This window comes from Okeania sp. SIO1H4, from assembly GCF_010672695.1.
In the GTDB taxonomy this organism is placed as follows: Bacteria; Cyanobacteriota; Cyanobacteriia; order Cyanobacteriales; family Microcoleaceae; genus Okeania; species Okeania hirsuta.
Genome location: NZ_JAAHGB010000014.1, coordinates 49,198 through 73,344, shown reverse-complemented (window position 1 = coordinate 73,344; position 24,147 = coordinate 49,198). Strand labels below are relative to the sequence as shown.

Sequence of the window (24,147 nt, the reverse complement as noted above, 5' to 3'; positions counted from 1 at the left end):
CTACCCACTCCCCCACTCAATAAAATGGGGAATTGTTATCAGAAATTCTGTGCCTTTTCCTAGAGCAGAAATACATTCTAATTCTCCCTGATGATGTTCAACAATAACTTGATAGCTAATTGCTAAACCTAACCCTATACCTTGACCCACTGGTTTTGTGGTATAAAAAGGGTCAAATATTTATTTTTGTACTGCTTCACTCATACCTATGCCATTATCAGCTATCCTAATTATTACTTGATTTTTTGCTTCTATTGCCGTAGTAATAGTAATTTTGGGAGGTGGATTGCTTGATTCTTTTCCCATTGGTTGTACTGCATCAATAGCATTACCAATAATATTAATAAATATCTGATTCAGTTTGCCGGGATAGCATCTTACTTTGGGTAATTGACCGTAATTTTTAACAACTAGCTTCTTGCAATTTACTCTGAGTAATACCAGCTTCTATCTTGATTTCATAAACTTTGATTTTATCCAAGAGTTGTGCGGCTTTTTCTAATACAATGTCAACCAACTTCTCCATTTGCCCAAAATCACCATTCAAGTAGTTAGCTTCTGCCCCTTCTTCATATAATGCCAATTTTAGTTGATATTGAGTAGACCAACTATTTTCAGTCAGTAGATTTATCCCTGTATTAAAATAAGATATTGCTGTTTTATAAGCAGTAGATACTTTAGCCTTGATTCCCGTTTTAAATTTAAATTTGCTAACTCTTCCCTTACTTCTATTTTTGTAATTAATTGCACACCATAATTAAGTTGATTGACAATTTAAAATATTTTTTATTCTAGTTGTTCATCCGCCCTATTGTTTAACAGTAGCATCCCAATTTTTAGATTAGTTTCTTGTTTTTTTTGTTGCGAAATTAGACGATAAGCTGCTTGTTAAACCCGGTCGTGGAGAAAATGATAAATTGGTGTTTGTAAATCAGTTATTTCACGGAAATGATCGTCGTTTTCTCCCTGATAAAATTTATAGGTTTCGTCCTCTGGCAAAATCAATCTTTCTGATCAAGCACCCCATAAACATAAGGCAGTTTCCGGCAGAGATTTTTCAGATACAATAGATAGAGTTTTTACATCAAACTTGTTGCTAATACAAGCTGCTAATTGCAATATTTCCTGAGTTGAAGGGGGAAGTTTTTGTATTTGGGCAGCCATTAATTCAACTACATTTCCTCTAGCTGCTAATATCATGTTCCCCCTCCGGGGGAGCTACGCTAACGGATAATCAGTTATAATAAAATTTAAGGACTCCGGGTACCGACAGTACCAAAGAAATACTGAAATTATCAATGCTTTTCTCCAATATTTTCTATGTATTCCTCCTTTCTTCCCTCCTGACTCCTGACTCCTGACTCCTGAGGACTCACAACAGTTATTTATAAGTATTCAACCGAACATGATATAAGATTTTAATTTCTGGCAAATTCAACAACCACTTATCCTGTTGATAGCGATAAAAGATTAATCTTTCCTTAACGAATAAAAATCACTCCTAAGTAGACCACAAAATAATTTTTGGGTAGATAGTAGGGATGTAGAGGTATTGCATGCAACGTCCGTAGGTCGTAGAAAAATGCTTTTGGGTTGCCCATACTAACTGTAGTCTATCTATATGAAAAGCGCTATCAGGAGAAGTAATTGTTGAACTAAGCTAAGAATCATTTAGATTCTATATTCCTTGTTCCCTTTGACAAAAATTGGATACAGTATATTCGGTGATTAATGTGGTACAATTGACGGGTGACGGGGTAAATTTTTGGCTTGTTCCCAACCCCCAACTCCCAACTCCCCATCTCCCCACCCTCCCCACCCTCCCTTGGTATTATACTCCTCTATGTTGCTGTATTTCTTGGTTTAACTCTTCCTTAACTCGTTCCCATTCAGCTCCAACTAGAGAAAGAATTTCAAGAGCTTTTTTTAAATTAAAATCTGCTCCAGACTCAACCACAGCACGAGTCATGTGCTCTAACTCTTGACACAATTCAGAAAAATTAATTGCTCCTAGTAAAGCACTACTAGACTTCAGAGTATGAGAAGCTCCTTTTAATGTAGTATAATCATGTTTTTTGATAGATTTCCTGATAATATCCATGTGCTTATTACCATCAACAAGATAGTCTTGTATCAAAATAATTAGAGTATCTGGTTCATCATCATAAAGATTGCGGAAATCTGCTAAAGTTTTGGGATTGATCGCTGATTTTTTTTCATATTCTGCTTCTAATATATTATCCAATAAATCTAAATCTTCAGCTGTAATTCCATCGGTTTCTGGTGCATTCTCTAAATCAATTAAATGTTCGTCAAGTTCTGCCAATTCTTGTAAACCTGCTTCAGAAATAAGTATCGTTTCATCATCATTAGTAGGAAGCAAACTACTGCTTGATGTTGAAGTGGGAAATATACTCTTAACTAACGCTTTTTCCTCCAACTGAGAGTTCAACTTGACTTTACCGTTGATAAATTTCTGCTTATAAGTAACTGGTTTCTTAGGAGGATCTCTTTTTACCAATGCTGAATCATTTCTAGGCGTTGACTTCTCCTTTCGTATTGGCAGCTTGCATTTGTTGAGAACTTCCACTAATTGATCACGACGAATTGGTTTGGTCACATAATCATCCATCCCAGCATTGAGACATTTATCACGATCGCCCTGCATAGCATTAGCTGTCATAGCAATGATCCAAGGACGTTTTTCTTCTGGATAATCTTGATGAATACGACTGGTGGTCTCTATTCCATCCATCTCTGGCATCTGTACATCCATTAATACCACATCGTAGGGTACTCGCTTGAGAGCATCTAAAACTTCTATTCCGTTAGCAGCTATATCTGCACGATAACCTATTCTTCCTAGCAAGTGTATTGCTACTTTCTGATTAATTACGTTATCTTCTGCCAACAAGATGCGGAGATGAGAGCGAGCGCTACTTCTCTCGCTAAACCTTTGAAAATATTTCAGACCTAAACTAGGAGTTTTTGCATTAGCTATTTTATCTGCTGTAGTACCAAATACTTGCAATAAAACATTATAAAATTGAGACTGTTTCACTGGTTTATTCAAAAAACCAGCTAAATTAACTTTTGCCTCTTGAAGTTCTCGGAAAATTTCTGCCTTGCCGAGATAAGTAAACATTAATAAGGGCAAAGATAACGAATAATTTTGCTCGACATTTTGTTGAGTTTCCAACTTCCGAATCTTTCTCGCTAATGTCAGTCCATCCATATCTGAAAGATTCATAGCAATAATCCCTATATCAAAATCTCTTCTCTGCTTCAACCAGTTCAAAGCTTTTGTACCAGAATCAGCAATTATAGGTATCATTTCCCATGAATTAACTTGTTGTTTTATTACCTCTTGATTAACAGGATGACTTTCAACAACTAATAATTTTTTACCTTTTAAGAAGGTATCAATTTCTTCAGAAGAAGGAACTGTAATTGCTTCTGCTTGAATCGTAAAATAAAAAGTTGAACCTTTACGATCTGCTTCGGGTTTAACAAAGTAAGGAGGTGGAGACCCTGCTATATTTACTAGAGATTTAACAGTATTTGAGTTGGCAAAATTCAGACCAGTTTCTCGGTTATTAATTCTGCTGTTATTATGATTAATTTTTGATTTAATAATTTGCCTATTTTTTTCTTTCAATTCATCTGTTTCTTTCCACTGAGAAACCACCCACATTTTACCGCCCATAATTTCACTTAAACGCTGACTAATAACTAATCCTAAACCAGTACCACCATATTCTCTAGTTGTAGAAGCGTCTACTTGAGAAAAAGCTTTGAATAAGCGGTCCATGTGGCCTGGGGGAATACCAATACCTGTATCTTTCACGGCAAACTGGATGTCATAAGTACCTGTGGTTTTACTAGGAGCTTCATCATTAAATATTCCCTCGTAATTCATATCTTCTAATTGATTATTTTGACCAACTTTTCTAGCCGTTACAGAAACAACCACCTCTCCTTTTTCTGTAAATTTAACAGCATTTCCTAGCAAGTTAACCAACACTTGACGCAGCCTTGTTACATCTCCTACAATCATTGCTGGCACAGAACTATCAATTAAACAAGCAAGCTCTAAATCTTTATGTGCTGCCCTCGGTGCTAATAACTCTAACGCCTCTTCAACACAGTTTCTAATATCCAAAGAACTTTGTTCTAATTCCAATTTACCAGATTCTATTTTAGTAAAATCAAGAATATCATTAATAATAGTTAAAAGCGCATCTCCACTGGTACGAATAGTTTCCACAAAATCTCGTTGTTCTGTCGTTAATTCCATATCTAATAGCAAACTTGTCATCCCAATGACACCATTCATTGGAGTACGAATTTCATGACTCATCATTGCGAGAAATTCACTCTTGGCACGGTTTGCTACTTCTGCTGCTTGTCGAGCTTGTTCTAGAGCTTGATTTTGAGCTTCTAACTGTTGTTTATGAGTAACTTCTGACTCTAATATGTGCGCCTGAGCTAATGTTAATCCTACCTGAACTGCGACATTTTCTAATAAGTCTATTTCATCCTTAGTCCACTGACGCGTATAATCACATTGATGCAAATTAATAATACCATTTGGCTGTCCTTGATAAGAAGTGCGAACTGCCAACATTGATCTAACATTTAGCCTCCGATACATCGGTGCAGATGATTTTAATAAAGGGTCTGAAAATATATCTGGAGTAGCGATCGCTTTGTCTTCTGATAATAATTGTTCTGTATGAGAATTGTAAGTAACTGCAATATCTAAATCTAAAGTTGATTCGTAACCAGTTTCTAAATATTCAGCAACACAAGGGAGGTGGGAATAAGGTTGAGAAAGATAATTATGAATGGAACAACGGTTGACTCCAAATACTCGACCAATTTGAGTAGCAGTAGTCTGAAAAATTTCTTGAGTATCTAACCTAGAGCGAATTTCTTGAGTAATTTGTTTGAGCAATAAAATGTGCTGATATTTTTTCTGCAAACCTTCTATAGCATCTTGTCGCAACAATTCGCCACCGATATAAGTCCCCATTAATTTTAAAACTTCTATATCTGTTGAACTCCATTTCTGTTTGGCAATACGACTGGTAAAACTAAGAGTGCCATAAGTTCTTCCTGATACAAAAATTTTCGTCCCAAGATAAGATTCTACCCGACGCACGGTATATGCTGGATGATGTCGCCACTGGGAATTTTTAGCTGATGCGATCGCTAGAGGTTTATTCGAGCGCAATACTTCCCTATCAAATGTTTGTTCGAGGGAAAAAGCGTCTCCTTTAGCTATTCCAAATAGGAAATCTTCTGGTAAGTGAGCTGCAATAACCTCATAACGTTCTCCTAAAACTTTTCCTAATAGTCCTATATCCATGGCAAACCGACGACATCCCATATCTAATAATGCAACTATTTTGTTTTCAAAAGAGTTATCTGCGTTAGTGGTAACTTCATATAGTTCTCTAATTGCCTTTTCATTAGCTTGCAAATTTTCTTGGGTTGCTATCCTCGCAGAAATGTCACTGAGGGTACTTACCATACCAGTAATATTGCCTTTGTTATCAGCTATCAATGTACTCTTCATTTCTACTGAACAATAATTTCCATTTTTGGTTAACCACTTCAATTGATAGCAACCTGCAACTAATTTTTTATTACTAGCAACCAACTCTATATTTTTTGGGGTATTCTCTGCTGAAGAATTTAATTTTTTTCTATCTTCTGGGTGAATGAACTCTAAATAATTTCTACCTAAGCTATTTTCACAAGTAAAACCTGTAATTTTTTTCCAGGTCTTATTTAAGAATATTAAATTACCTGTAGCATCAGTTTTAAAAGCTATATCTTGAATATTATTAACTATTTCGGTGTACTTTTTTACTTGAAATTTTAGTTTTATTTCTGTTTCTTTAAACTGAGTAATATCTATCAAACTTCCCACCATTCTCACTGGCATTCCCGATTGCCATAATGCTTTTCCTCTATCTAGAACCCATATAAAGCTATTATTTTTGCGTTTTATGCGATATTCTATTCGGTAGAAAAGAGATTTTTTTGCTAAATGTTCTTGAACGGCTACACTAACTTTTTCGATGTCTTTTGGATGAATTCTATTTAACCATTCATCTATTTTCTGGGAAATTTCATCATCTCTGTAACCCAATAATTTTTTCCACTGAGATGAGTAAAATATTTCATTTGTTTTGATATTCCAATCCCAAACTCCATCTTGATTTCCTTCAATTGCTATAACTGTACTTTCTTGTGTTTTGAGATAAACTTTTTCTAAATTTTTCCGTTCTACAGCAGACTGCTTAAATTTTTCATCGATTTTTTGCAGTTGAATAGATGTTTTTTTTATATAATTATGAAAGCGAATTAATGATTGATATAATGATTTAGGTAACAGTATTTGTTGAATTATTTTTGTAGCAGTAATAATATTAGTTATTTTGCCTGTGGGGGTTTGTACAATTAGAGGCAATAGATAATAATTTTTTTTCATTAAACCTAAAGCTACTTCTAGACTGGCATGAGAACCTACTAGGACTGGTAAAGTATTACAAACTGTCTCAGCTTTAGTTTGATTAAAATCTATTTTTAATGCTTGTAGTTGTACTATATCTCTACTGCTAATTGTCCCTAATATTTTAGTCAATTTCTGATTTTGAGATTTATTTTCTTTGCTTTCAGTAATCAGAATATAACTAATATTATAGGTAAACATTAGTTGGGTAATTTGCCGAATTGATAAAGAAGATGCAGCTTGAATAATTTGAGATTCAGGGATTTGTTCTAATTGATTAATTTGGATTAAGTTAGCTGGTAGAGTTAAAGATGAGTCAAAGGTTGTTTTTGTTGCATTATTTTGAGCTTCTAATTCTTGTTTTTGGGATGCGACCTTAGTACCATTTTTATCAATAGATGGTTCACCTTGCCTGTTGGCTATTAATCTTAAACTGTTGTCTTTGATCTGAAGCTGATTGAAAATTAAACTACGGGTAGTCACTAGGCCAATAAGTTCTTCTGCCTCATTAACGATTGGTAAATGGGTGATTTGATGTTTTTCTAGTATTGCTAAGAGAGCAAAGATATCTGGAATTTCCGATAGTTGGGCTGTTATTATGGATCTAATCATTATTTGAGCAATCGGAAATCCACTTAGGGAAGCGCTAATAGAGGCTAGCTGTACTAAGTCTTGCTCAGTAAATATACCTATGATTACCCCTAAAGATTGTAACTTTGTATCTTGAGATTTGGAACCATTACTTAAGTCTTGAGATGTAGTGCGATCGCTTTGTGGAGGTGTTCTTACAACATTAGAAGGAGAGGATGATTCTACAATTAACACACAACTTGCACCTGTAAGACTCATAGAAGTAATTACATCTTCTACAGGAGTTTCTGGTGTAGCAGTAAAAGGACTATAATTAATGGCCTGACTGATGGAGGGAATAAACATTTTGGATGACTCTGATGATGTTTGATCAAAAATATAACAATCTAGAATTTTGTACCGAATAATGCAAGTTTAAAGGTTTACTTTTGTCTGACTGATATAACTTTTCTGTCATACTTACCTCTATTTCCAGAATAATTTTTAACTAGTGCTAATTTCCACATTTTGCAGCTATTTATTATCATCAGGGACTTTGAAGCTCTATTAACAACTTGCAAGCTCCAAAGTAACACCTATGAGATTAATCATAGAGGTCTTAAGCCTAGTCTATCTAGGATAATTCTTGTCAAACTAAGAACCAAACAAATTACAATACAGAAATTATCATTAACAATACAAAAATTATCAATTTATCTCAATTTTTGCACGAGTGAGTTTTGACTTCTTTCTGTAAAATATCTACTGTACAACCTGTCATCAACTTCTATTTTGGACAAATTTTCAATTATAGTACTTAAAGTAAGCCTGCACTTGATAGCTTAAATTAATTATGCTGAAGGTTAATGCTGAAAAAATGAAAAAATATGATGCAGAAATTTAATAGTTTTATCTTAATTAAGAGGTATCATTTAATTTGAATTTTGTCAATCTATGATTCCCATAGCATTACAGTTCTAAGGAACTTAAAAATAAAGTAAATAGACAAATAATTGTAATCAGTTGAAACTGCAGGAGCGAATATACTGTGACCTTTGAAGAGTTGATTCAGAAAGGAGGCCCTGCCATGTGGCCTCTGTTAGTTTTATCAATTCTGTCCCTCAGTACCATAATAGACCGCCTATGGTTCTGGACAAATCTATTAATTAAGGAAAAACAAACTGTTAGCCGAGTATTAGAAGCCGCACGTCGTGACTGGAGTATAGCGACAGAAATGGCTAGACGCACTCTAAAACAACCTATTGGTCGCTTTCTCTATGCTCCTCTGCGATTACAAAACCCAGAACCTGAAGTGTTTAAATTGGCACTAGAGGCTAGTGCTGATGATGAGTTGGCCTCAATGCGTAAGGGAGATAAATTGCTGGAAGGGGTGATTGCTTTGGCTCCGATGTTGGGCTTACTAGGTACTGTTTTGGGTCTTATTGGTTCCCTTGGTTCGATTCGCCTTGGGGACTTGGGCACTTCTTCAACTGCGGGAGTGACAGTTGGTATTGGTGAAGCTTTAATTAGTACTGCTGCTGGTTTGGTAGTAGCTATTGTTAGTCTAGTATTTTATCGATTATTTCAAAGTTTGTTATTTAATCAGATGAAGGTTTTTCGGAAATCTGGCAATGAATTAGAATTACTCTATCGACAATATTGGCAACAGACATCTTTAAATAAATACAATTCACCAGATAATAATACTTATTTTCCTCCTACATGGACGCAGAATTCTCATAATTTTCCAGATTCTTTAGAACAGGATACAAAACCAACAGATTCTCCAGCAGAAAGGGATATTGATAGAACTGCAGATGAGCCAGATAATAATTAACGAAAAATATATCAATCATGACAAGATAGCTGATGATTTTTTATAGAAAAGCATCTTGATTTTTTTCAGACTAATTTGTCAATTAGAAGCAAAAATTTTGTGAATGTATTATCTTTATTGATCATGGGTTTAATACCCGACAATCTACAGGGTTTTAATAGGGTTGGTGGGGTTTACATTTCCATTGACCACATTCTCGCCCCTACTACTGACTACTTCTTGAATGTCATTATTGATGAGACTTTATACTTTTATTTATTTTTGATCGCAGTCGAAGCAAAGCTTAGGACATTCCTAAATGCTCAAACGAGCGTCAGAGATTACTTCTGACTTCTGTAGGGGCGAATGGCTGCCCCTACTTCTGATTTTCGCGTAGCGCTATATTTTTCTCCAAACAAAAAAACAATGAAACTTAATCAAGAATCTGCCACTGAAGAAGTTAGAATTGAGTTAATACCTCTAATTGATGTAATATTCTGCATTCTAACTTTCTTCCTTTTAGCCGCTTTACAATTAACTCGTCAACAGGCAATTAATGTTGACTTACCAAAAGCTAGCACGGGTAAACCTCAATCACAAGATATGTTACTTGTAAGTGTGAATGAGGTGGGAAAAACTTTTATTGAACAACAAGCTGTGAATGCGGTTGAACTCGAAAAGTTTGTGCGGAGATATCATCAAGTTAATCCTCGCGGAGTTGTTGTATTGTATGCTCCTAAAGAAGCAAGATACAATGATGTTGTGCAAGTTCTAGATTTATTGCGAGAAGTAGGAGGCGATCGCGTAGCTCTAGCAACTTTACCAGGGGCACCTCAAACAGGTCCTGGTGCTACTACTAATAATGATAATACTGAAGAATCAGTTACCCCATCTGAGTCTGAGTCCAAACAAAAGCCTACTCCAGCAAGGACAGTCAACCCCGGTGAATTTCAGTTACCTGCTGCTCCTGAGTCATCTACAGATTGAGTATTTTCATTTGATACACATCTCTATTTCCTGTTGCCTAAAAAGACTTTTTTTTAATATTACTTCAGTAGAATTAGTATAAGTCTTAACGATAATGACAACTACGTAGATATTTGTGAATCAGAAGGAGAACTTTACATACTAGAATTTAGTTCTTTTAGTTGTGCTGGAGAGTATGATTGTGACTTAAGTTTAATAGTAGAAGCTGGCGCAAAAGCTGCTTGGAAAGATTATCAATATGCCTACGATATTTAGATAAGACAAACTTTAAAATTGGGAAATATCTATATTAAAAAATTGGTAAATCAGATGTGATTTGTGAGTTATTCTTAATCTCAAGTTTAGATAATTAATTATATAGCAGTCGAAACAAAAGGCGCGGACATATCAAAAGCTTAAAACTTAGGAAATACAAGATATTTCATTTTTCCTTCTTCTTCCTTCTTCCTTCTGCTGTAACTTTCCACTCCTAATTTTTCAGATACTCTAAAATACTATTTCCCACATATTCAGCTAACTTCACAGGTACAGCATTACCAATCATTTGTTCTAAATTTGTTTTACAACCTTCCCAAATAAAACCTTCAGGAAATGTCTGTAAATAACTTCTTTCTATTGTTGTTAATGGTCGAATTTCTGAGGATAATTTTGCTGAATCTCCTGGATGATTTTGATAAGTTTGAGGAATAGGTCGATTCACTCCTCTGACCGTAGCACTAGGTTCATCAATACTAAATATTGCTCTTCTTTTATAACTTCTGGGATGACGATAATAATGTTTAATTTCTAATTGATCTCCAAAATAATCTTTAACTGTCATCGGTTTTTTTGCCAAATAAGTTTCTAAGTATGGTTCAATTTCTTTGTCTCGCTCTCCATAAATTCCAATCAAAAAAAATCTCTTTCTCTTTTGAGGTACGCCACATAAACTTGCATCAATAATTTTTTCACTAATACCATATCCAGCAGCTTTAAAAATGTCTTTAGTAATTCGATATTTTGTATAGTTAATAAATTGACTAACATTTTCCATCACAAAAATTTGAGGCAAAATATTAGTCACTATTTGAGCAAAGGAAATAGTTAAATTTCCTCTACCTAAATCTTCATTACGCTTACCTGCACTAGAAAAGTCTTGACAAGGAGGACCGCCAATAATTAGGTATGGTTTAACTTGAATAAAAGTTTGATAATTAAAGTCAGTTTTGCTCAAATCATATTGATAAATTGGGTGATGAAAATTTTGGCGGTATACCTTAATTGCCGGTTCCCAGTTATCAAAAGCAGCAACTATATTAAAGCCTGCATTTTGAAAGCCTAACGACATACCACCACATCCGCAGAAAAGGTCAATTACGTTGATTTTGTGCATCTATATTCCAAATAGCAGTCATTTCAGTTATCAGTTATCAGTTATCAGTTGTCAGCTTTCAATATTGTATATAGCTTTTCTGAGTAACCCTGAGCTAAACTCTTATCTTTACTTAACTATTACCTGTTGCCTAAAGCATACAGTTTTATACCTCACACTTTTTGGGAATTGTTATATGGTGGTAATATTAGGAAAGCTCAGGATTTTTCTCTCATGCCGATCCGAAAACTTTGATAGTTGATGATCATAATTTGAATAAATCTCAGGGAGAAATGAGCGATTTATTAGGAGCTGTTATTAAATGATTAAATTAGAACTAATAAGGAGGTAATATTATGACTATTATTCTTGATAATTTAGAGCCAGAAATCCTGGAAAAATTACAGGATCAAGCTTTACATAACGGTAGGACTTTAACAGAGGAGATTCAAGTTATTCTAACGAAAGAATTAGCAAGTAAAACAATTAAAACTCCTGAAGAATTAGGATGGAGTAGAGGTTTCTTTGAAAGAACGGCTGGTTCTTGTGCAGATGACCCTATTGTAATTGATAATGGAGGCATTGATGAAAGTTTAGATGATAGTGTGCGAGAATGTTTCTGAAGGGTAATTTCAGTTATCAGTTATCAGTTATCAGTTATCAGTACCTCTGCAATAAGGAGGCAAGAAAATATGGTATTCTCTTTTTTTATCCCCTTAAAAGGGGAGGCTTTAGACCAGGATTTTTCGGTAAAAAATGGGTTTTTTATTAGACACTAATGTAATTGTTAGGTATTTGAATCGGCGTTCTACTCTAATCAGAGAACGGCTACAGCAAGTCGCTGTTAAGGATGTGTTTGTTTGTTCTGTCGTCAAAGCTGAGTTATTTTATGGTGCAAATAAAAGTAATAATCCTGCCAAAATATTATTAAGACAAAAGGAGTTTTTGTCAGAATTTATTTCACTTGATTTTGATGATAAATCAGCGGAAGTTTATGGAATAATTCGAGCAGATTTAGAGAAAAAAGGGACACCAGTAGGGAGTAATGATTTACAAATTGCTGCAATAGCAATGGCAAATAATTTAACTTTAGTTACTCATAATACTAGGGAATTTGAACGAATTGACGGGCTAATTTATGAAGATTGGGAAGAGGAGAGAAAGTGAGGAGAATTTGGAGCTATATTAGCTTCATTATTTGGGTTTAAAAATTGTGTAACTCCCAATAGATAGTAGGAGCAAACAACTGTTCGCCCCTACTAATTTTTCCTATCTCTCTATAGAGATAATATTAGCCAATATTTACTTTCACAACTTTATTCTTTTCTGCTTCCGCTTTAGGTAAATGTAGATGCAAAATACCATCTTTATATTCAGCTTTGACTTGGTCATTTTGAACCCGAACTGGTAGAGAAATTATTCGCTGGAAAGCACCGTAACGAAATTCAGAACGAGTCATACCTTTTTCTTCAGTTTTAACTTCCTGACGACGCTCTCCTTTAATTGCTACAGCTTCCGCAGTTACTTGTACATCTACATCTTTAGCTTCTAAACCAGGAATTTCCAGTTTTAACTCAATAGCATCATGGTTTTCTTCCATTTCTGCTGCTGGTGTAAATGCTATTCCTTTTTCTTCACCGTTTAAATAAGGAGCAAAATTGTCAAAGACACGATTCATTTCTTTCTGTAATGAATCAATTTCACGCCATGGGGAAAAACGTACAATAGCCATAGTTGTTGCCTCCTAAAAAATGTTTTATTTATGAATTGAATTGGTTGTTGTTGATAATTTTAGTAGATTTTTGGTAATCAGTAAGTTCGGTTACTTAGAGAGATGCGAGCGCATTTTCCGTACTTCAGTTTTTCTGATATTTCGCATCTCTGTAGAGATAATATTAACCGATATTTACTTTCACAACTTTATTCTTTTCTGCTTCCGCTTTAGGTAAATGTAGATGCAAAATACCATCTTTATATTCTGCCTTTACTTGGTCATTTTGAACCCGAACTGGTAGAGAAATTATTCGCTGGAAAGCACCATAACGAAATTCAGAACGAGTCATACCTTTTTCTTCAGTTTTAACTTCCTGACGACGCTCTCCTTTAATTGCTACAGCTTCCGCAGTTACTTGTACATCTACATCTTTAGCTTCTAAACCAGGAATTTCCAGTTTTAACTCAATAGCATCATGGTTTTCTTCCATTTCTGCTGCTGGTGTAAATGCTATTCCTTTTTCTTCACCGTTTAAATAAGGAGTAAAATTGTCAAAGACACGATTCATTTCTTTCTGTAATGAATCAATTTCACGCCATGGAGAAAAACGTACAATAGCCATAGTTGTTGCCTCCTAAATAAATGTTTTATGTATTAATTGAATTCGTTGTTGTTGATAATTTTAGTAGAGTTTTGGTAATTAGTAAGTTCGGTTACTTAGAGAGATGCGAGCGCATTTTCCGTACTTCAGTTTTTTTACCACCAAAACTTACCTTCAAAACTCAGTTGAAGTTGTTTTCATTCAACTTGTCTTTAATGTAATCTAAGTAGAAAAATAATTAATTCGGTTCCTGCCTACTGTGCGATCGCAATTGCCGAACATCTATAATTTTCTGGCAAAAAAATATCGTTGTTAGCGTCTATATGTTAGGAGTAATGTCTATCTTACTTAGCAGTCGCAGGAAAAAGGAAACTTATTGCTGGGTAGTTGCAAATAATCTTAGCCGAAGCATTATTCGGTGGTGGTGCATACTAATGGTAAAGGAAGCACCGGGAGTTTGGGAATTTGGGGAGATGGGGACCCACCCCTCGCCCCTCCCCCTCCTGGGAGGGGAATTTGGGGAGATGGGGACCCACCCCTCGCCCCTCCCCCTCCTGGGAGGGGAATTTGGGGAGATGGGGAGATGAGCAGTGTGGAAGAAATTAAAAAATATGTATCCTACCATTACTATGCAGGAATATCCATTATTCTAGTTGCAGTTAATCCCGAACCTAGCCCAGAATAAGCGTTATTGCTGGTAGTAACATTTTTTAACTTAGACATTCATCGACTCGGAAATACTTTTGATGGTAAATTTATAGTCAGAAACCAAAACTTTTTTCTCAAAGGAGTTATTTCACTAAATGAGTATTCAGGTTTCACCGCCAACCAACGATCTGACTCTGTCAAAAGATCAGACCCTCGCCGAAGTGGTTAAGGTCACGATTCCGAAATTAGGGATAGTCCCGAAAGTCGATGTCTATTTTCTATCAGACACGACTGGTAGCATGGGTCCAGCGATCGCCTCCGTCCAGAGAGGCATGGTAGATATCGTCAACCAAACTCAGGCTTTAGGGTCTGATGTCCAGTTTGGAGTGGGCAACTACAAAGACTTTCCAGCTCCAGATCCTAACAGACATCCCTTCGCCTTCGAGCACCAGTGTAATCTGACTGCCAATATCGCCGATGTCAAAGCCGCAGTCGATACCTGGAGCACGACCCCAGGTAGGGACGTTCCCGAGGCTCAGTTCTATGCCCTAGATCGGGTGGCCGAACCACCAGGTGGCAACATTGGTTGGCGTGCCGATGCCCAGCGGATCATCGTCTGGATTGGTGATGCCGGAGGCCATGACCCTATATGCAAGGCAATCTCCAGCCTAGACTACGACATTACCTAGAAATCAGTCACCGATAAGCTAGTGGCCGAGAAAATTACCGTGCTGGCAATGAGCTTGGAAAGCAGTGGCGCAAGGGACGGGCTGGATAACCCGATCGAAGGGGTAAGCGATTGGTACCGCAATAATTGCGGCAATCCGGTGGGCGAAGCGGGACAAGGAACCCGGATTGCCAATACAACGGGGGGCATACTAGTCTCAGGTGTCAGTCCAGATACTGCTGTTGAGCGGATTATTGCTGAGTTAGCAGCACAGATCACCACAATCAGGAACGTGCGCCTAGTAGCGAGTGGTGCAACCGAACCGTTTGTGCAAACAATCGGACCTAGCGCCGGTCATGGCCCCCTCAGCAGAGACGAAGACCATGAAATTAGCTTCGCCGTTTCCTGGCTTGGCAATGTCGCAGCCGCCACAGATATTCAGGTCTTCAACGGCTCCCTTGATGTGGTCGCCGATGGACAAATCGTTGGCAGCAAGACAGTCACAATCACAGTTCCTGCCATCATTCCGCCTGGTCCCTATCAGCATATTCCTTTAATCGTGGAGCTTTACGACGGCTCGTTCCGCAATTCCTTGGGGGTTGCTCCAGGGCGACGTCTTCTGTTGAGCCAGGATACCCCCAGCCTGGCTCCTCCTTATTATATGAATAACCTCACGAGTTCGTTGAAGATCCGTCCGGGTCCGAACTTCAACCCGAATGCCGACTATGAGGTGAGCTTCTACAACGACCCCGACTATATCGGTGGTCAGTTAGTGCTGAAACCTGGTGAGTATCCGGAGCTAAATTTGGGACCAATCAATTTCGGGAACATGATCTCTTCGGTCAAGTTCGACCAGGGTGTGCCACCAGCCCCAGCGGTGAGTCCGATCCCGGTGGTAGCCGAACTCTACAGCGGTGTGAACTACGGAGGAATTCGGAAGCTGATTATATTTGAGGATGTGGACAACCTGCATACCTACTCTGAGTTCAACAACCTGGCTTCCTCGGTGAAGGTATTCAAAGGGCCGAACTACAGGCCAGGAGATAAGATCAGGCTCTACGACCTTTTCAATGGTACTGGTGACTACATCGACCTTGAACCCGGTGAGTATCCGGATCTCCAACAGAGCCACCGCTTTGGTAATAGGACCTCATCAACCAAGTTCATCATCGGAGATGGCACGGGGTCTGAACCAGCTTCCCCCGGGTCCATGGAGTACGCCCACATTCCCTTAATCGTGGAACTGTACCAGCATTTATTCACCCCGAGCACGCCTTGGATGGGGGCTCCAGGGCGACGTCTTCTGTTGAGCCAAGACACCCCCAATCTGGCTCCTCCTTATTCTATGAATAACACAGTTAGCTCGTTGAAGATCCGTCCGGGTCCTAACTTTGACCCGAATGCCGACTACGAGGTGAGCTTCTACCGCGAGGCCGACTATATCGGTGGTCAGTTAGTGCTAACGCCTGGTGAATATCCGGATATCCACTTTGGACCAATCAGGTTCGGGGACCAGATCTCTTCGGTCAAGTTCAACCAGGGTGTGCCACCAGCCCCAGCGATGAGTCCGATCCCGGTGGTAGCCGAACTCTACGACCTTATAAACTACGGAGGCCGGAAGCGGATTATATTTGAGGATGTGGATCACCTGGGTCACTACTCTGGCTTCGACAACCGGACTTCCTCGGTGAAGGTATTCAAAGGGCCGAACTACATGCCAGGAGATAAGATCAGGCTCTACGACCTTTTCAATGGTACTGGTGACTACATCGACCTCGAACCCGGTGAGTATCCGAATCTCCAACAGAGCCACACCTTTAGTAATAGGACCTCATCGACCCGGTTTATCATCGGAGATGGCACAGGGTCTGAACCAGCTTCCCCCGGGTCCATGGAGTACGCCCACATTCCCTTAATCGTGGAGCTGTACCAGCATTTATTCTGGAGAGGGAATCCAGGTATGCGTCTGCTCTTGAGCCAAGACACCCCCGACCTGGCTCTTTATTATATGGATAACAGAACTAGCTCGTTGAAGATCCGTCCGGGTCCGAACTTTGACCCGAATGCCCACTACGAGGTGAGCTTCTACCGCGACGCCAACTATATCAGTAGTCAGTTAGTGCTGAAACCTGGTGAATATCCGTATATCCACATACCAATGCGGTTCGGGGAGTCGATCTCTTCGGTCAAGTTCAACCAGGGTGTGCCACCAGCCCCAGCGGTGAGTCCGATCCCGGTGGTAGCCGAACTCTACGACCTTATAAACTACGGAGGCCGGAAACTGATTATATTTGAGGATGTGAACCACCTGGGTCAATACTCCGGCTACAACGACCTGACTTCCTCGGTGAAGGTATTCAAAGGGCCGAACTACAGCCCAGGAGATAAGATCAGGCTATACCAAGATCCCGATGCTAGTGGTAACTACATCGACCTCGAACCCGGTGAGTATCCCAATCTCCAACAGAGCCACTCCTTTAGTAATATGACCTCATCGACCCGGTTTATCAAAGCATAACCTTCTTCTGTCACTCTTCGGTTTTTCCTACTAGCAGTCAAATGTTACCTTAAATCTTTTGACTTCATCCTGTATGTAGGACTTTAGATTGATATAGTCCCCTGCTGTAATCTGTAATTCAGCGGGGGATTATCAGTACAATTGCTGATTCTCAGTTCATCGAGCCTACTTAAAAATTGACCGTCTCCGTTCAAAATCTAGAGGTCAGTTTGGCGTTGAGCCGAGATATGTGTAAAATCATGCCATATCTCCTTGTAACTATTACTATACATAGCTTCCAATCTTCACTGCCAAGCAATCTGCTACACATCTCTCTGAAGGTCTTCACTCGTCCCGCGAATATAAACCATCGTTGTAGGGGTATGAGCGAATTTCTCCCCCAGAATAGAACACATTATCGGGAAAGACCTTGCCACAGCAATTAGAGCGCACCAACGGAATTGTCCGCCAACAAACAGGTCTCGGGCATCGCCGACAGAATAAATTTGGCAAGAACTGGGAGCTTTCCTCAAGTGACGGCAAGGTTGCTGGTGAGCTATTTCAATTGGATTTGGGTTCGCCCGTCGCAAGGAAAATAGTGCAGCCACATTCGGCAGAGTTGGCGTTGGCGGAGTAAGTGCGACAGCTATATCGCTCCTTGGTATTGGCATGACTTAATTACTTATCTCACACTTTGCGCTCTGCACTACTGGATTTTTCCTTCTTCCTTCTTCCTTCTGCCATACACAATAATTACCTCAAATTTAGTTTCCTCTGGGATTTTGACAGAACACATATGTATCAAACATCGCTCCCACTAAACTAAAAGTGACAGCAATTACCAAACACCCTTGCCAAGGATGGCCATCACCAAACGTGGCCAAGAAATGCCAAATTTGCCTAACACCAGATTGACCAATTGTCCGTAAACTGGGAAAATGACTAATTAAGGCAAAGCTCGTCCAGCTAACCCCAATTAACAGAATAGGAGTTACAAAGCTAAAGATACTTGTAAGTAACAAAGAACGTAGAAGATTAGGCAAAATATTCATATATGTAAAAATAAGTTCAGTCATAATGCCACTTAGTAGCAAGTCAGCTGATATAGCTAACTTACTTTCTAAGATAGAGAGCGATCGCTCAAAATCACTCAATCTGTCAGAAAACTTCAACGTTGGTTAAACAATCTTGTTGAAGATTGGTAAATTTCTCTCATTAGTTTTGTTTAGTCTTCTAATTTATTAATTTCTATTGAGTAAGATTACTTTTAAGTTAAATTTAGGGGTATGGGGACAACGGATGTTGGCTGCAGCATATTTAGCAGGCCAAGTATTTTTTCATGTCCTAAAGGGCAAAATTCATCGTCGTAACACTGTTGAGCAAATGGCTATAGTCGGTCCAGAATCTTTACTCATTGTCTTACTGACAGCTAGTTTTGTAGGTATGGTATTTACCATTCAGGTTGCTAGGGAACTTGTTTCCTTCGGTACAGCGAATATGGTTGGGGGTATGTTGGCTATAACTTTAACCAGGGAATTAGGCCCTGTATTGACAGCAGTTGTTGTCGCAGGAAGAGTAGGTTCAGCATTTGCAGCGGAAATAGGCACGATGAAGGTGACAGAACAAATTGATGCTCTGTATATGCTGAAAACCGATCCGGTAGATTATTTAGTTATTCCTAGAGTTATTGCTTGTGCTGTAATGATGCCAATATTAACTTTGTTATGTTTAATAGCTGCCATATTAGGTGGACTTATAGTGGCAGTTAATATGTACGATATTTCCCAGAGTATATATATTAGTTCTGTCCATACTTTTCTGACTCTTTGGGATTTATGCAGTGGATTGCTTAAATCAATGGTATTTGGTGTTTTAGTTGCTGTAATTGGTACAAGTTGGGGTTTAACTACCACTGGTGGGGCAAAAGGAGTAGGCCAATCTACAACCACAGCAGTTGTGACAGCCTTAATATCTATTTTTATCTTTAATTTCTTTCTCTCTTGGGCAATGTTTCAAGGTATTGGTGGAGCAATGAAGCAAAGTTTTTAATATTAGGGAGATGGGGAGATGGGACCCACCCCTAACCCCTCCCAGGAGGGGAATGTGGGGAGATGGGGAGTAGGTTTTTTAAATTCTTGATTTTTGCTTTTCTTCTGTTAATCTAGGAGCAGGCTAACTATTATTTTGTTTGTAAATTAAAAGTCAAAATTAGTCACTTATCTCTAAGCCTTTGTGAATGAAAAACTAAAAACATTCATTTTAAATTGATTTTTAGGAGCATAATTTTGATTATTTTAAGCAAATTAGATTTTTCTGAGTTTTGAGGATGTTGAAACTGATAAATTTTTATACTATCTATCACTACCTTTTACAATAAATAATTGTATTGAGCAAATAAAATAAAACTATGACTACTATTTCTACATCCGAACCCAAACAAACTATCGAACTTGCCCCTAATTATAAAATTCCTCTGGTGCTAATAATTAGTGCATTGCCTTTGGCCTTTTGGCAACCATGGGTAAGTCTAGCGATCGCTCTATTTGGTATATTTCTATTATTTCAAACAGCCACTATCCGTCTCAAATTTACTGATACATCTCTAGAAGTATATCGTTCAGAAAAACTAATACGAAGCTTTCCTTATCAAGATTGGCTAAACTGGGAAATATTCTGGTCTCCTGTCCCAATTTTATTCTATTTTAGGGAAGTTAAAAGCATTCACTTTCTACCAATTATTTTTGACCCTAAAACACTAAAAAATTGCCTAGAAAAACACTTACCCTCAAATCAGAATTCAATAGAAGCTTAGTAAATTTATCTTATACCAATTTGAAAAAAGAATGCTATATTTAAGTGGTACTTCAATTATTAAGTAATTAACACAGACTGAATAATTTTTTTGAGAATTATTAGCTAGTTATTGTTAGTTATTCTTATTTCTACTTCTCGCTATCAGACGTTGAATTAAATCTCCCTACCAACTCCCCTACTCCCCTGCAATGCGAAAATGTAGCAAATATTTATCAAATTGGTATATTAAAAGTTATACATAAATCTACTAAAATTACCAATGGATAATTGATAATTAATCCATTGGGTTTAAAGCCTCTCCTTTTAAGGAGAAAAAAGCGGTCGATCTTCGGAGCTTCCCGTAGGGTGGGATGGCGATCTTCGGAGCGGGTCTGCAAGAACAGGTCTCCTCGCCATATCCAATCGACCAAGAGAAGAAATCAGATTTCCTTATATTCAATTCCGTAACGGTTTTAACTAGAGGTAATTATCCATTATTCATTATTCATTATCCATTAATGAATCGTTCCCTTTGAGCTAATATCTACAAAAGCTTAAAGTAGAAAATAAAAACTATTCAGTTTAAAACCCTGAATGAAAATAGCATAAAGTCTTGATAATTTTTTTCCATTATGTACCCAGACGAAACACAATCAGAAGAACAAAAAGACCAATCAACAACAACTTCAGATAATATAAATGAAATAGTTCCTTCACCTTGGGATTTAGATGAAGAGGTTGAGACTCAAGTTATTCCTACAGATAAACAAAGTGTCAGGACTTACAAGTCTACCACGACTCAACCAATAGATGCAGAGTATGTTCCATTAGTTGAAGAAAATTCTACAGATACTCCTAATATCAAGGAAAAATCTACAACTCCCCCAGTTACAGAAATAGATGCAGAGTATGTTCCATTTGTAGAAGAGAATTCTACAGATACTCCTAATATCAAAGAAGAATCTACAACTCCCCCATTTGTAAAAGAGAATTTTACAGATATTCCTAATATCAAAGAAGAACCTACAACTCCCCCAGTTGCAGAAATTGAAACAGAATTAACACCAGCAGTTAATGGCCTTCAACAGCAAGAAGAAAATTTGAAGGAGGAAATAGCTGTCCTACAACAAACCAAGGCCAAATTACAGCAAGAAGTAATGGCGCAAACTGAGGCCATAGGGCGTCTGTTACCTGAAGCTTTGAATCAGTTAGAGTCCCGTAGACAAGTATTGCAAGTAGAAGTCGAAAAACTAGAACGTCGCAAAGAACGTATTCAGAAAGAGATGCGAACTACTTTTGCAGGTGCTTCTCAGGATTTGGCAATTAGAATTCAGGGATTTAAAGATTATTTAGTAGGAAGTTTACAAGATTTAGCTCTTGCTGCCGAACAGTTAGAATTAACTCCACAGATACAGGAACCTCCAACACCTTCTGTGATGGAAAATTCTCCTCGGTCTGTCAGAAATGCTGAAACTCCACAATTTGCAGAAATGGGTTTTGAGGAGCAAGCTAGACAAATTCGTCTAATTCTTGATGAATATCGAAAGATGCCAGATTATTATGGCCCTCCCTGGAAATTACGGCGTACATTTGAACCTATTCATGCAGAAAGAGTTTCTAATTGGTTTTTTTCCCAGGGTGGTCGTGGTGCCCTGCGAACTATGGGCAGTCGCTTGCAAAATATTTTGCTTGCTTCGACAATTGTTTCTGTACTAAGAGATTTGTACGATACACGAGTACGGGCCCTAATACTTGCTAACTCCCCGGAACGTTTAGGAGAATGGCGTCGGGGTTTACAAGATTGTCTAGGAATTGACCGCCGTGATTTTAGTCCAGATAGAGGTGTGGCTTTGTTTGAAGAGCCAGAAGTATTGGCCCAAAAAGCAGACAGATTGGTAAAACAGGGAAAATTACCGCTCATTATAATTGATGATACGGAAGATAGAATTAGTCTCTCAATGTTACAGTTTCCTCTGTGGTTAGCTTTTGCTCCTGAACCTGGACTTCAGAACTCCATAGATAGGTTTTGAAATGGAAGAAGGAAGAAGGAAGAAGGAAGAAGTGAAGAAGGAAGAAGGAAGAATAAATATCGCCTTTCTCAATTTACTGAGGTACAGTTGTTTTTCTTATTTCCTACTCCCTAAAGCAAAGTAATTTTGTACCTCACGCTTCTTGGGAATTGCTATATCTATGAATTGGAGCAAGCAAAAAGCTAATTCAGAGGGATTGTGGATATAGGATCAATTCAAGCTATGCTAAATTTGTTCCTCCTAATTGATGCTTTTTTTAAAGGAGTAATTTAATGATTAGCTGGTTATTATTAAACGGAGTAATATTAATTATTGCCTATTTATTGGGTGCTACTCCTAGTGGTTATTGGATAGGTTCGTGGTTCTACGGGATTGATATTCGCGAACAAGGTTCGGGTTCTACAGGTGCGACAAATGTATTAAGAACCATCGGCAAATGGCCTGCTTTGGCGGTGTTAGTTATTGATATTTTAAAAGGGGTATTAGCGATCGCTCTAGTCCGCTATATTTACTCTCTTTTGTTTGTGCAAAACTTAACTATTGCTGCTGGAATACCTGATGTTTATATAGCAAAAGAATGGATGGTAATCTTAGCAGGACTAATAGCTATATTCGGCCATACTAAATCTATTTGGATTGGTTTTAAGGGAGGCAAATCAGTTGCTTCTAGTCTGGGTATTTTGTTAGCAATGTCTTGGGTTGTTGGTTTAGGAGCACTTTCTGTATTTGCTGTATTTTTAGCTATTAGTCGTATTGTTTCTCTGAGTTCTATCATTGCTACTATTTCTGTTTCTGGGTTAATGTTTTTCACAGGTCAACCACTGCCTTATGAAATATTTGCTGTTGCTGGTGGTATGTATGTAATTTTGCGTCACCGCAGCAATATTGAACGACTTTTAGCTGGTCAAGAACCTAGAATTGGGCAAAAGTTATCAACGGAATCTTAGAGGTTGTCTGAGAAGTCTCATTTACTACATCCAAGCCCCCTAAATCCCTCAAAATTGAGGGACTTTTAGAAGTAAATTGACTCTTGTTCCCCCCAAAGTTGGCTTGCTAGACGGGCAAAATTCAGTATCAAAAAACTTTTCAGATATCCTCTTAGTTGAAGAAGGTAGAAAGCAGAGAGCAAAAGGGAAAATTGCTTATGTATAGTCTCCCCTACAACCCAAATTTATTGTCCTAACCAAAAGACGCAGTGCTATAAAACCTTCTTCTTTCTTCCTTCTTCCTTCTGAATTAACTGTTGAAATTCTAATTTTCCAATTTTCCCCAAATAGCTAATCCTCCACCTCTTCCCCTCGCAGAAATAAATTTTTCTTGAATCAAAAAGTAAGCAAAAAAAGCTTGCTTACCCACACTTTCAGTCGCAAATTTATCTTCACTTTCTTGACCACCTCGAATATATCCAGAATAAAGTTTTACTCCTAATAATTTGATTGTAATTTTTGTAAAATCAAACGCCAAAATATTTTTTTTATCTATAAATTTTGTCGGACCAGAAAGAGATAGTTTCAAACCAGCAAATTCTACCGTATTTTCTACCCTGCCTATTTCTAATTGCTCAGGTGTTTCAGAAGTATTGAGAGGAGAAAAATAGGAGAGTGAAATTTTTACCCAATTAGGAATATAACGTCCAGCTCCCAGAACAATACCTGCTCGCTTTCTAGTTTTTTTCGTACCAGTAATAAAACATAATTGCCAATTGCCCGATAATTGCTCAATATTATAGTTATTTTCTTGTTTTTTTGACTGTTTTTCAATTTGAATAAGTGCAGAGACTACAGAATCTTGAGAGGGTTTATTCGGGGAATTTTTGATAACTGAATTAGCTGCTGTTTCTATTGTTATTAAATCTTCCATAATATTCTTAAATAATTTTTGAATTTTTAGATATTATACATATTTGAGAAATAAATCTTACAAAACCATTTTTTGAGGAAAAAAATAACT

Annotated in this window: 19 protein-coding genes and 2 pseudogenes; 12 read left to right on the top strand and 9 right to left on the bottom strand. The window is 37.7% G+C overall.

From position 1 onward, the window contains the following. The 4 genes and pseudogenes from F6K06_RS13320 to F6K06_RS13305 form a co-directional block, all read right to left on the bottom strand. Positions 1 to 306 (bottom strand): annotated as a pseudogene (locus F6K06_RS13320) (sensor histidine kinase). Positions 307 to 403: 97 nt separating this feature from the next. Next, the gene (locus F6K06_RS13315; protein WP_124146848.1) at positions 404 to 583 is read right to left on the bottom strand and encodes a hypothetical protein; all 180 of its coding nucleotides are present in this window, start codon (positions 581 to 583) and stop codon (positions 404 to 406) included. A gap of 431 nt (positions 584 to 1,014) precedes the next feature. Further along, positions 1,015 to 1,200, bottom strand: a complete 186-nt coding sequence (locus F6K06_RS13310; RefSeq protein ID WP_124146849.1) for a hypothetical protein — start codon at positions 1,198 to 1,200, stop codon at positions 1,015 to 1,017. 631 nt (positions 1,201 to 1,831) lie between these two features. Further along, complete coding sequence (locus F6K06_RS13305) at positions 1,832 to 7,459, bottom strand: response regulator (RefSeq protein WP_124155010.1); 5,628 nt, start codon at positions 7,457 to 7,459, stop codon at positions 1,832 to 1,834. Positions 7,460 to 8,180: 721 nt separating this feature from the next. Here F6K06_RS13305 and F6K06_RS13300 point away from each other — a divergent pair. Further along, positions 8,181 to 8,930: a MotA/TolQ/ExbB proton channel family protein gene (locus tag F6K06_RS13300; protein WP_375339390.1), complete on the top strand. Its 750-nt coding sequence runs from the start codon at positions 8,181 to 8,183 to the stop codon at positions 8,928 to 8,930. A gap of 405 nt (positions 8,931 to 9,335) precedes the next feature. Further along, on the top strand, positions 9,336 to 9,896 hold the full coding sequence (locus tag F6K06_RS13295) for a biopolymer transporter ExbD (RefSeq protein ID WP_124146852.1): 561 nt from the start codon (positions 9,336 to 9,338) through the stop codon (positions 9,894 to 9,896). A 469-nt stretch (positions 9,897 to 10,365) separates the two neighbouring features. Here the strand turns inward: F6K06_RS13295 and F6K06_RS13290 are convergent, their stop codons facing one another. After that, positions 10,366 to 11,268 carry a DNA cytosine methyltransferase gene (locus tag F6K06_RS13290; protein ID WP_287241535.1) on the bottom strand — a complete coding sequence of 301 codons (903 nt, stop codon included), beginning with the start codon at positions 11,266 to 11,268 and terminating at the stop codon, positions 10,366 to 10,368. A 335-nt stretch (positions 11,269 to 11,603) separates the two neighbouring features. Here F6K06_RS13290 and F6K06_RS13285 point away from each other — a divergent pair, with 335 nt between their 5' ends. After that, positions 11,604 to 11,870: a hypothetical protein gene (locus F6K06_RS13285; RefSeq protein ID WP_287241537.1), complete on the top strand. Its 267-nt coding sequence runs from the start codon at positions 11,604 to 11,606 to the stop codon at positions 11,868 to 11,870. Between the two features lie 133 nt (positions 11,871 to 12,003). Further along, the gene (locus F6K06_RS13280) at positions 12,004 to 12,414 is read left to right on the top strand and encodes a type II toxin-antitoxin system VapC family toxin (RefSeq protein WP_287241539.1); all 411 of its coding nucleotides are present in this window, start codon (positions 12,004 to 12,006) and stop codon (positions 12,412 to 12,414) included. Positions 12,415 to 12,538: 124 nt separating this feature from the next. Here F6K06_RS13280 and F6K06_RS13275 read toward each other — a convergent pair whose 3' ends face one another. Beyond that, the gene (locus F6K06_RS13275; RefSeq protein WP_124155008.1) at positions 12,539 to 12,979 is read right to left on the bottom strand and encodes an Hsp20/alpha crystallin family protein; all 441 of its coding nucleotides are present in this window, start codon (positions 12,977 to 12,979) and stop codon (positions 12,539 to 12,541) included. Between the two features lie 163 nt (positions 12,980 to 13,142). Beyond that, a complete protein-coding gene (locus tag F6K06_RS13270; protein ID WP_287241541.1) occupies positions 13,143 to 13,583 on the bottom strand; it encodes an Hsp20/alpha crystallin family protein in 441 nt (146 codons plus the stop codon). A gap of 400 nt (positions 13,584 to 13,983) precedes the next feature. On the opposite strand from F6K06_RS13270, the gene F6K06_RS13265 reads away from it, so the two are divergent. From F6K06_RS13265 to F6K06_RS34545, 4 genes and pseudogenes are all read left to right on the top strand, one after another. After that, positions 13,984 to 14,247: a hypothetical protein gene (locus F6K06_RS13265; protein WP_287308900.1), complete on the top strand. Its 264-nt coding sequence runs from the start codon at positions 13,984 to 13,986 to the stop codon at positions 14,245 to 14,247. 118 nt (positions 14,248 to 14,365) lie between these two features. Next, positions 14,366 to 14,899 (top strand): hypothetical protein, encoded by a 534-nt coding sequence (locus F6K06_RS13260; protein ID WP_287241545.1) that lies wholly within the window; start codon positions 14,366 to 14,368, stop codon positions 14,897 to 14,899. A gap of 21 nt (positions 14,900 to 14,920) precedes the next feature. Further along, positions 14,921 to 17,395, top strand: a complete 2,475-nt coding sequence (locus F6K06_RS13255; protein WP_287241547.1) for a hypothetical protein — start codon at positions 14,921 to 14,923, stop codon at positions 17,393 to 17,395. Between the two features lie 403 nt (positions 17,396 to 17,798). Next, a pseudogene (locus tag F6K06_RS34545) lies at positions 17,799 to 18,072 on the top strand (IS1 family transposase); the annotation flags it as partial. Between the two features lie 66 nt (positions 18,073 to 18,138). On the opposite strand, the gene F6K06_RS13245 reads toward F6K06_RS34545, so the two are convergent. Continuing rightward, positions 18,139 to 18,546, bottom strand: a complete 408-nt coding sequence (locus F6K06_RS13245; RefSeq protein WP_338043227.1) for a hypothetical protein — start codon at positions 18,544 to 18,546, stop codon at positions 18,139 to 18,141. 127 nt (positions 18,547 to 18,673) lie between these two features. Between F6K06_RS13245 and F6K06_RS13240 the strand changes: the two genes are divergently transcribed. The 4 genes from F6K06_RS13240 (at position 18,674) to plsY (ending at position 23,144) form a co-directional block, all read left to right on the top strand. Further along, the gene (locus tag F6K06_RS13240; RefSeq protein ID WP_240039106.1) at positions 18,674 to 19,423 is read left to right on the top strand and encodes an MlaE family lipid ABC transporter permease subunit; all 750 of its coding nucleotides are present in this window, start codon (positions 18,674 to 18,676) and stop codon (positions 19,421 to 19,423) included. Between the two features lie 358 nt (positions 19,424 to 19,781). After that, the gene (locus F6K06_RS13235; protein WP_287241549.1) at positions 19,782 to 20,186 is read left to right on the top strand and encodes a DUF3119 family protein; all 405 of its coding nucleotides are present in this window, start codon (positions 19,782 to 19,784) and stop codon (positions 20,184 to 20,186) included. Between the two features lie 613 nt (positions 20,187 to 20,799). Then, the gene (locus F6K06_RS13230; RefSeq protein ID WP_124146378.1) at positions 20,800 to 22,197 is read left to right on the top strand and encodes a DUF3086 domain-containing protein; all 1,398 of its coding nucleotides are present in this window, start codon (positions 20,800 to 20,802) and stop codon (positions 22,195 to 22,197) included. A 272-nt stretch (positions 22,198 to 22,469) separates the two neighbouring features. After that, positions 22,470 to 23,144, top strand: coding sequence for a glycerol-3-phosphate 1-O-acyltransferase PlsY (gene plsY / locus F6K06_RS13225; protein WP_124154724.1), 675 nt, complete (start codon positions 22,470 to 22,472; stop codon positions 23,142 to 23,144). A 304-nt stretch (positions 23,145 to 23,448) separates the two neighbouring features. Here the strand turns inward: plsY and F6K06_RS13220 are convergent, their stop codons facing one another. After that, the gene (locus F6K06_RS13220; RefSeq protein WP_124154725.1) at positions 23,449 to 24,057 is read right to left on the bottom strand and encodes a hypothetical protein; all 609 of its coding nucleotides are present in this window, start codon (positions 24,055 to 24,057) and stop codon (positions 23,449 to 23,451) included. Positions 24,058 to 24,147: the final 90 nt, after the last annotated feature.

What these genes read in the sequence shown, in the direction of transcription:
- F6K06_RS13290 (WP_287241535.1), bottom strand. Translation starts at nt 11,268, where the DNA reads ATGCACAAAATCAACGTAATTGACCTTTTCTGCGGATGTGGTGGTATG.
- F6K06_RS13280 (WP_287241539.1), top strand. Translation starts at nt 12,004, where the DNA reads ATGGGTTTTTTATTAGACACTAATGTAATTGTTAGGTATTTGAATCGG.
- plsY (WP_124154724.1), top strand. Translation starts at nt 22,470, where the DNA reads ATGATTAGCTGGTTATTATTAAACGGAGTAATATTAATTATTGCCTAT.
- F6K06_RS13285 (WP_287241537.1), top strand. Translation starts at nt 11,604, where the DNA reads ATGACTATTATTCTTGATAATTTAGAGCCAGAAATCCTGGAAAAATTA.
- F6K06_RS13275 (WP_124155008.1), bottom strand. Translation starts at nt 12,979, where the DNA reads ATGGCTATTGTACGTTTTTCCCCATGGCGTGAAATTGATTCATTACAG.
- F6K06_RS13295 (WP_124146852.1), top strand. Translation starts at nt 9,336, where the DNA reads ATGAAACTTAATCAAGAATCTGCCACTGAAGAAGTTAGAATTGAGTTA.
- F6K06_RS13230 (WP_124146378.1), top strand. Translation starts at nt 20,800, where the DNA reads ATGTACCCAGACGAAACACAATCAGAAGAACAAAAAGACCAATCAACA.
- F6K06_RS13260 (WP_287241545.1), top strand. Translation starts at nt 14,366, where the DNA reads ATGAGTATTCAGGTTTCACCGCCAACCAACGATCTGACTCTGTCAAAA.
- F6K06_RS13270 (WP_287241541.1), bottom strand. Translation starts at nt 13,583, where the DNA reads ATGGCTATTGTACGTTTTTCTCCATGGCGTGAAATTGATTCATTACAG.
- F6K06_RS13240 (WP_240039106.1), top strand. Translation starts at nt 18,674, where the DNA reads ATGTTGGCTGCAGCATATTTAGCAGGCCAAGTATTTTTTCATGTCCTA.
- F6K06_RS13300 (WP_375339390.1), top strand. Translation starts at nt 8,181, where the DNA reads ATGTGGCCTCTGTTAGTTTTATCAATTCTGTCCCTCAGTACCATAATA.
- F6K06_RS13310 (WP_124146849.1), bottom strand. Translation starts at nt 1,200, where the DNA reads ATGATATTAGCAGCTAGAGGAAATGTAGTTGAATTAATGGCTGCCCAA.
- F6K06_RS13220 (WP_124154725.1), bottom strand. Translation starts at nt 24,057, where the DNA reads ATGGAAGATTTAATAACAATAGAAACAGCAGCTAATTCAGTTATCAAA.
- F6K06_RS13305 (WP_124155010.1), bottom strand. Translation starts at nt 7,459, where the DNA reads ATGTTTATTCCCTCCATCAGTCAGGCCATTAATTATAGTCCTTTTACT.
- F6K06_RS13235 (WP_287241549.1), top strand. Translation starts at nt 19,782, where the DNA reads ATGACTACTATTTCTACATCCGAACCCAAACAAACTATCGAACTTGCC.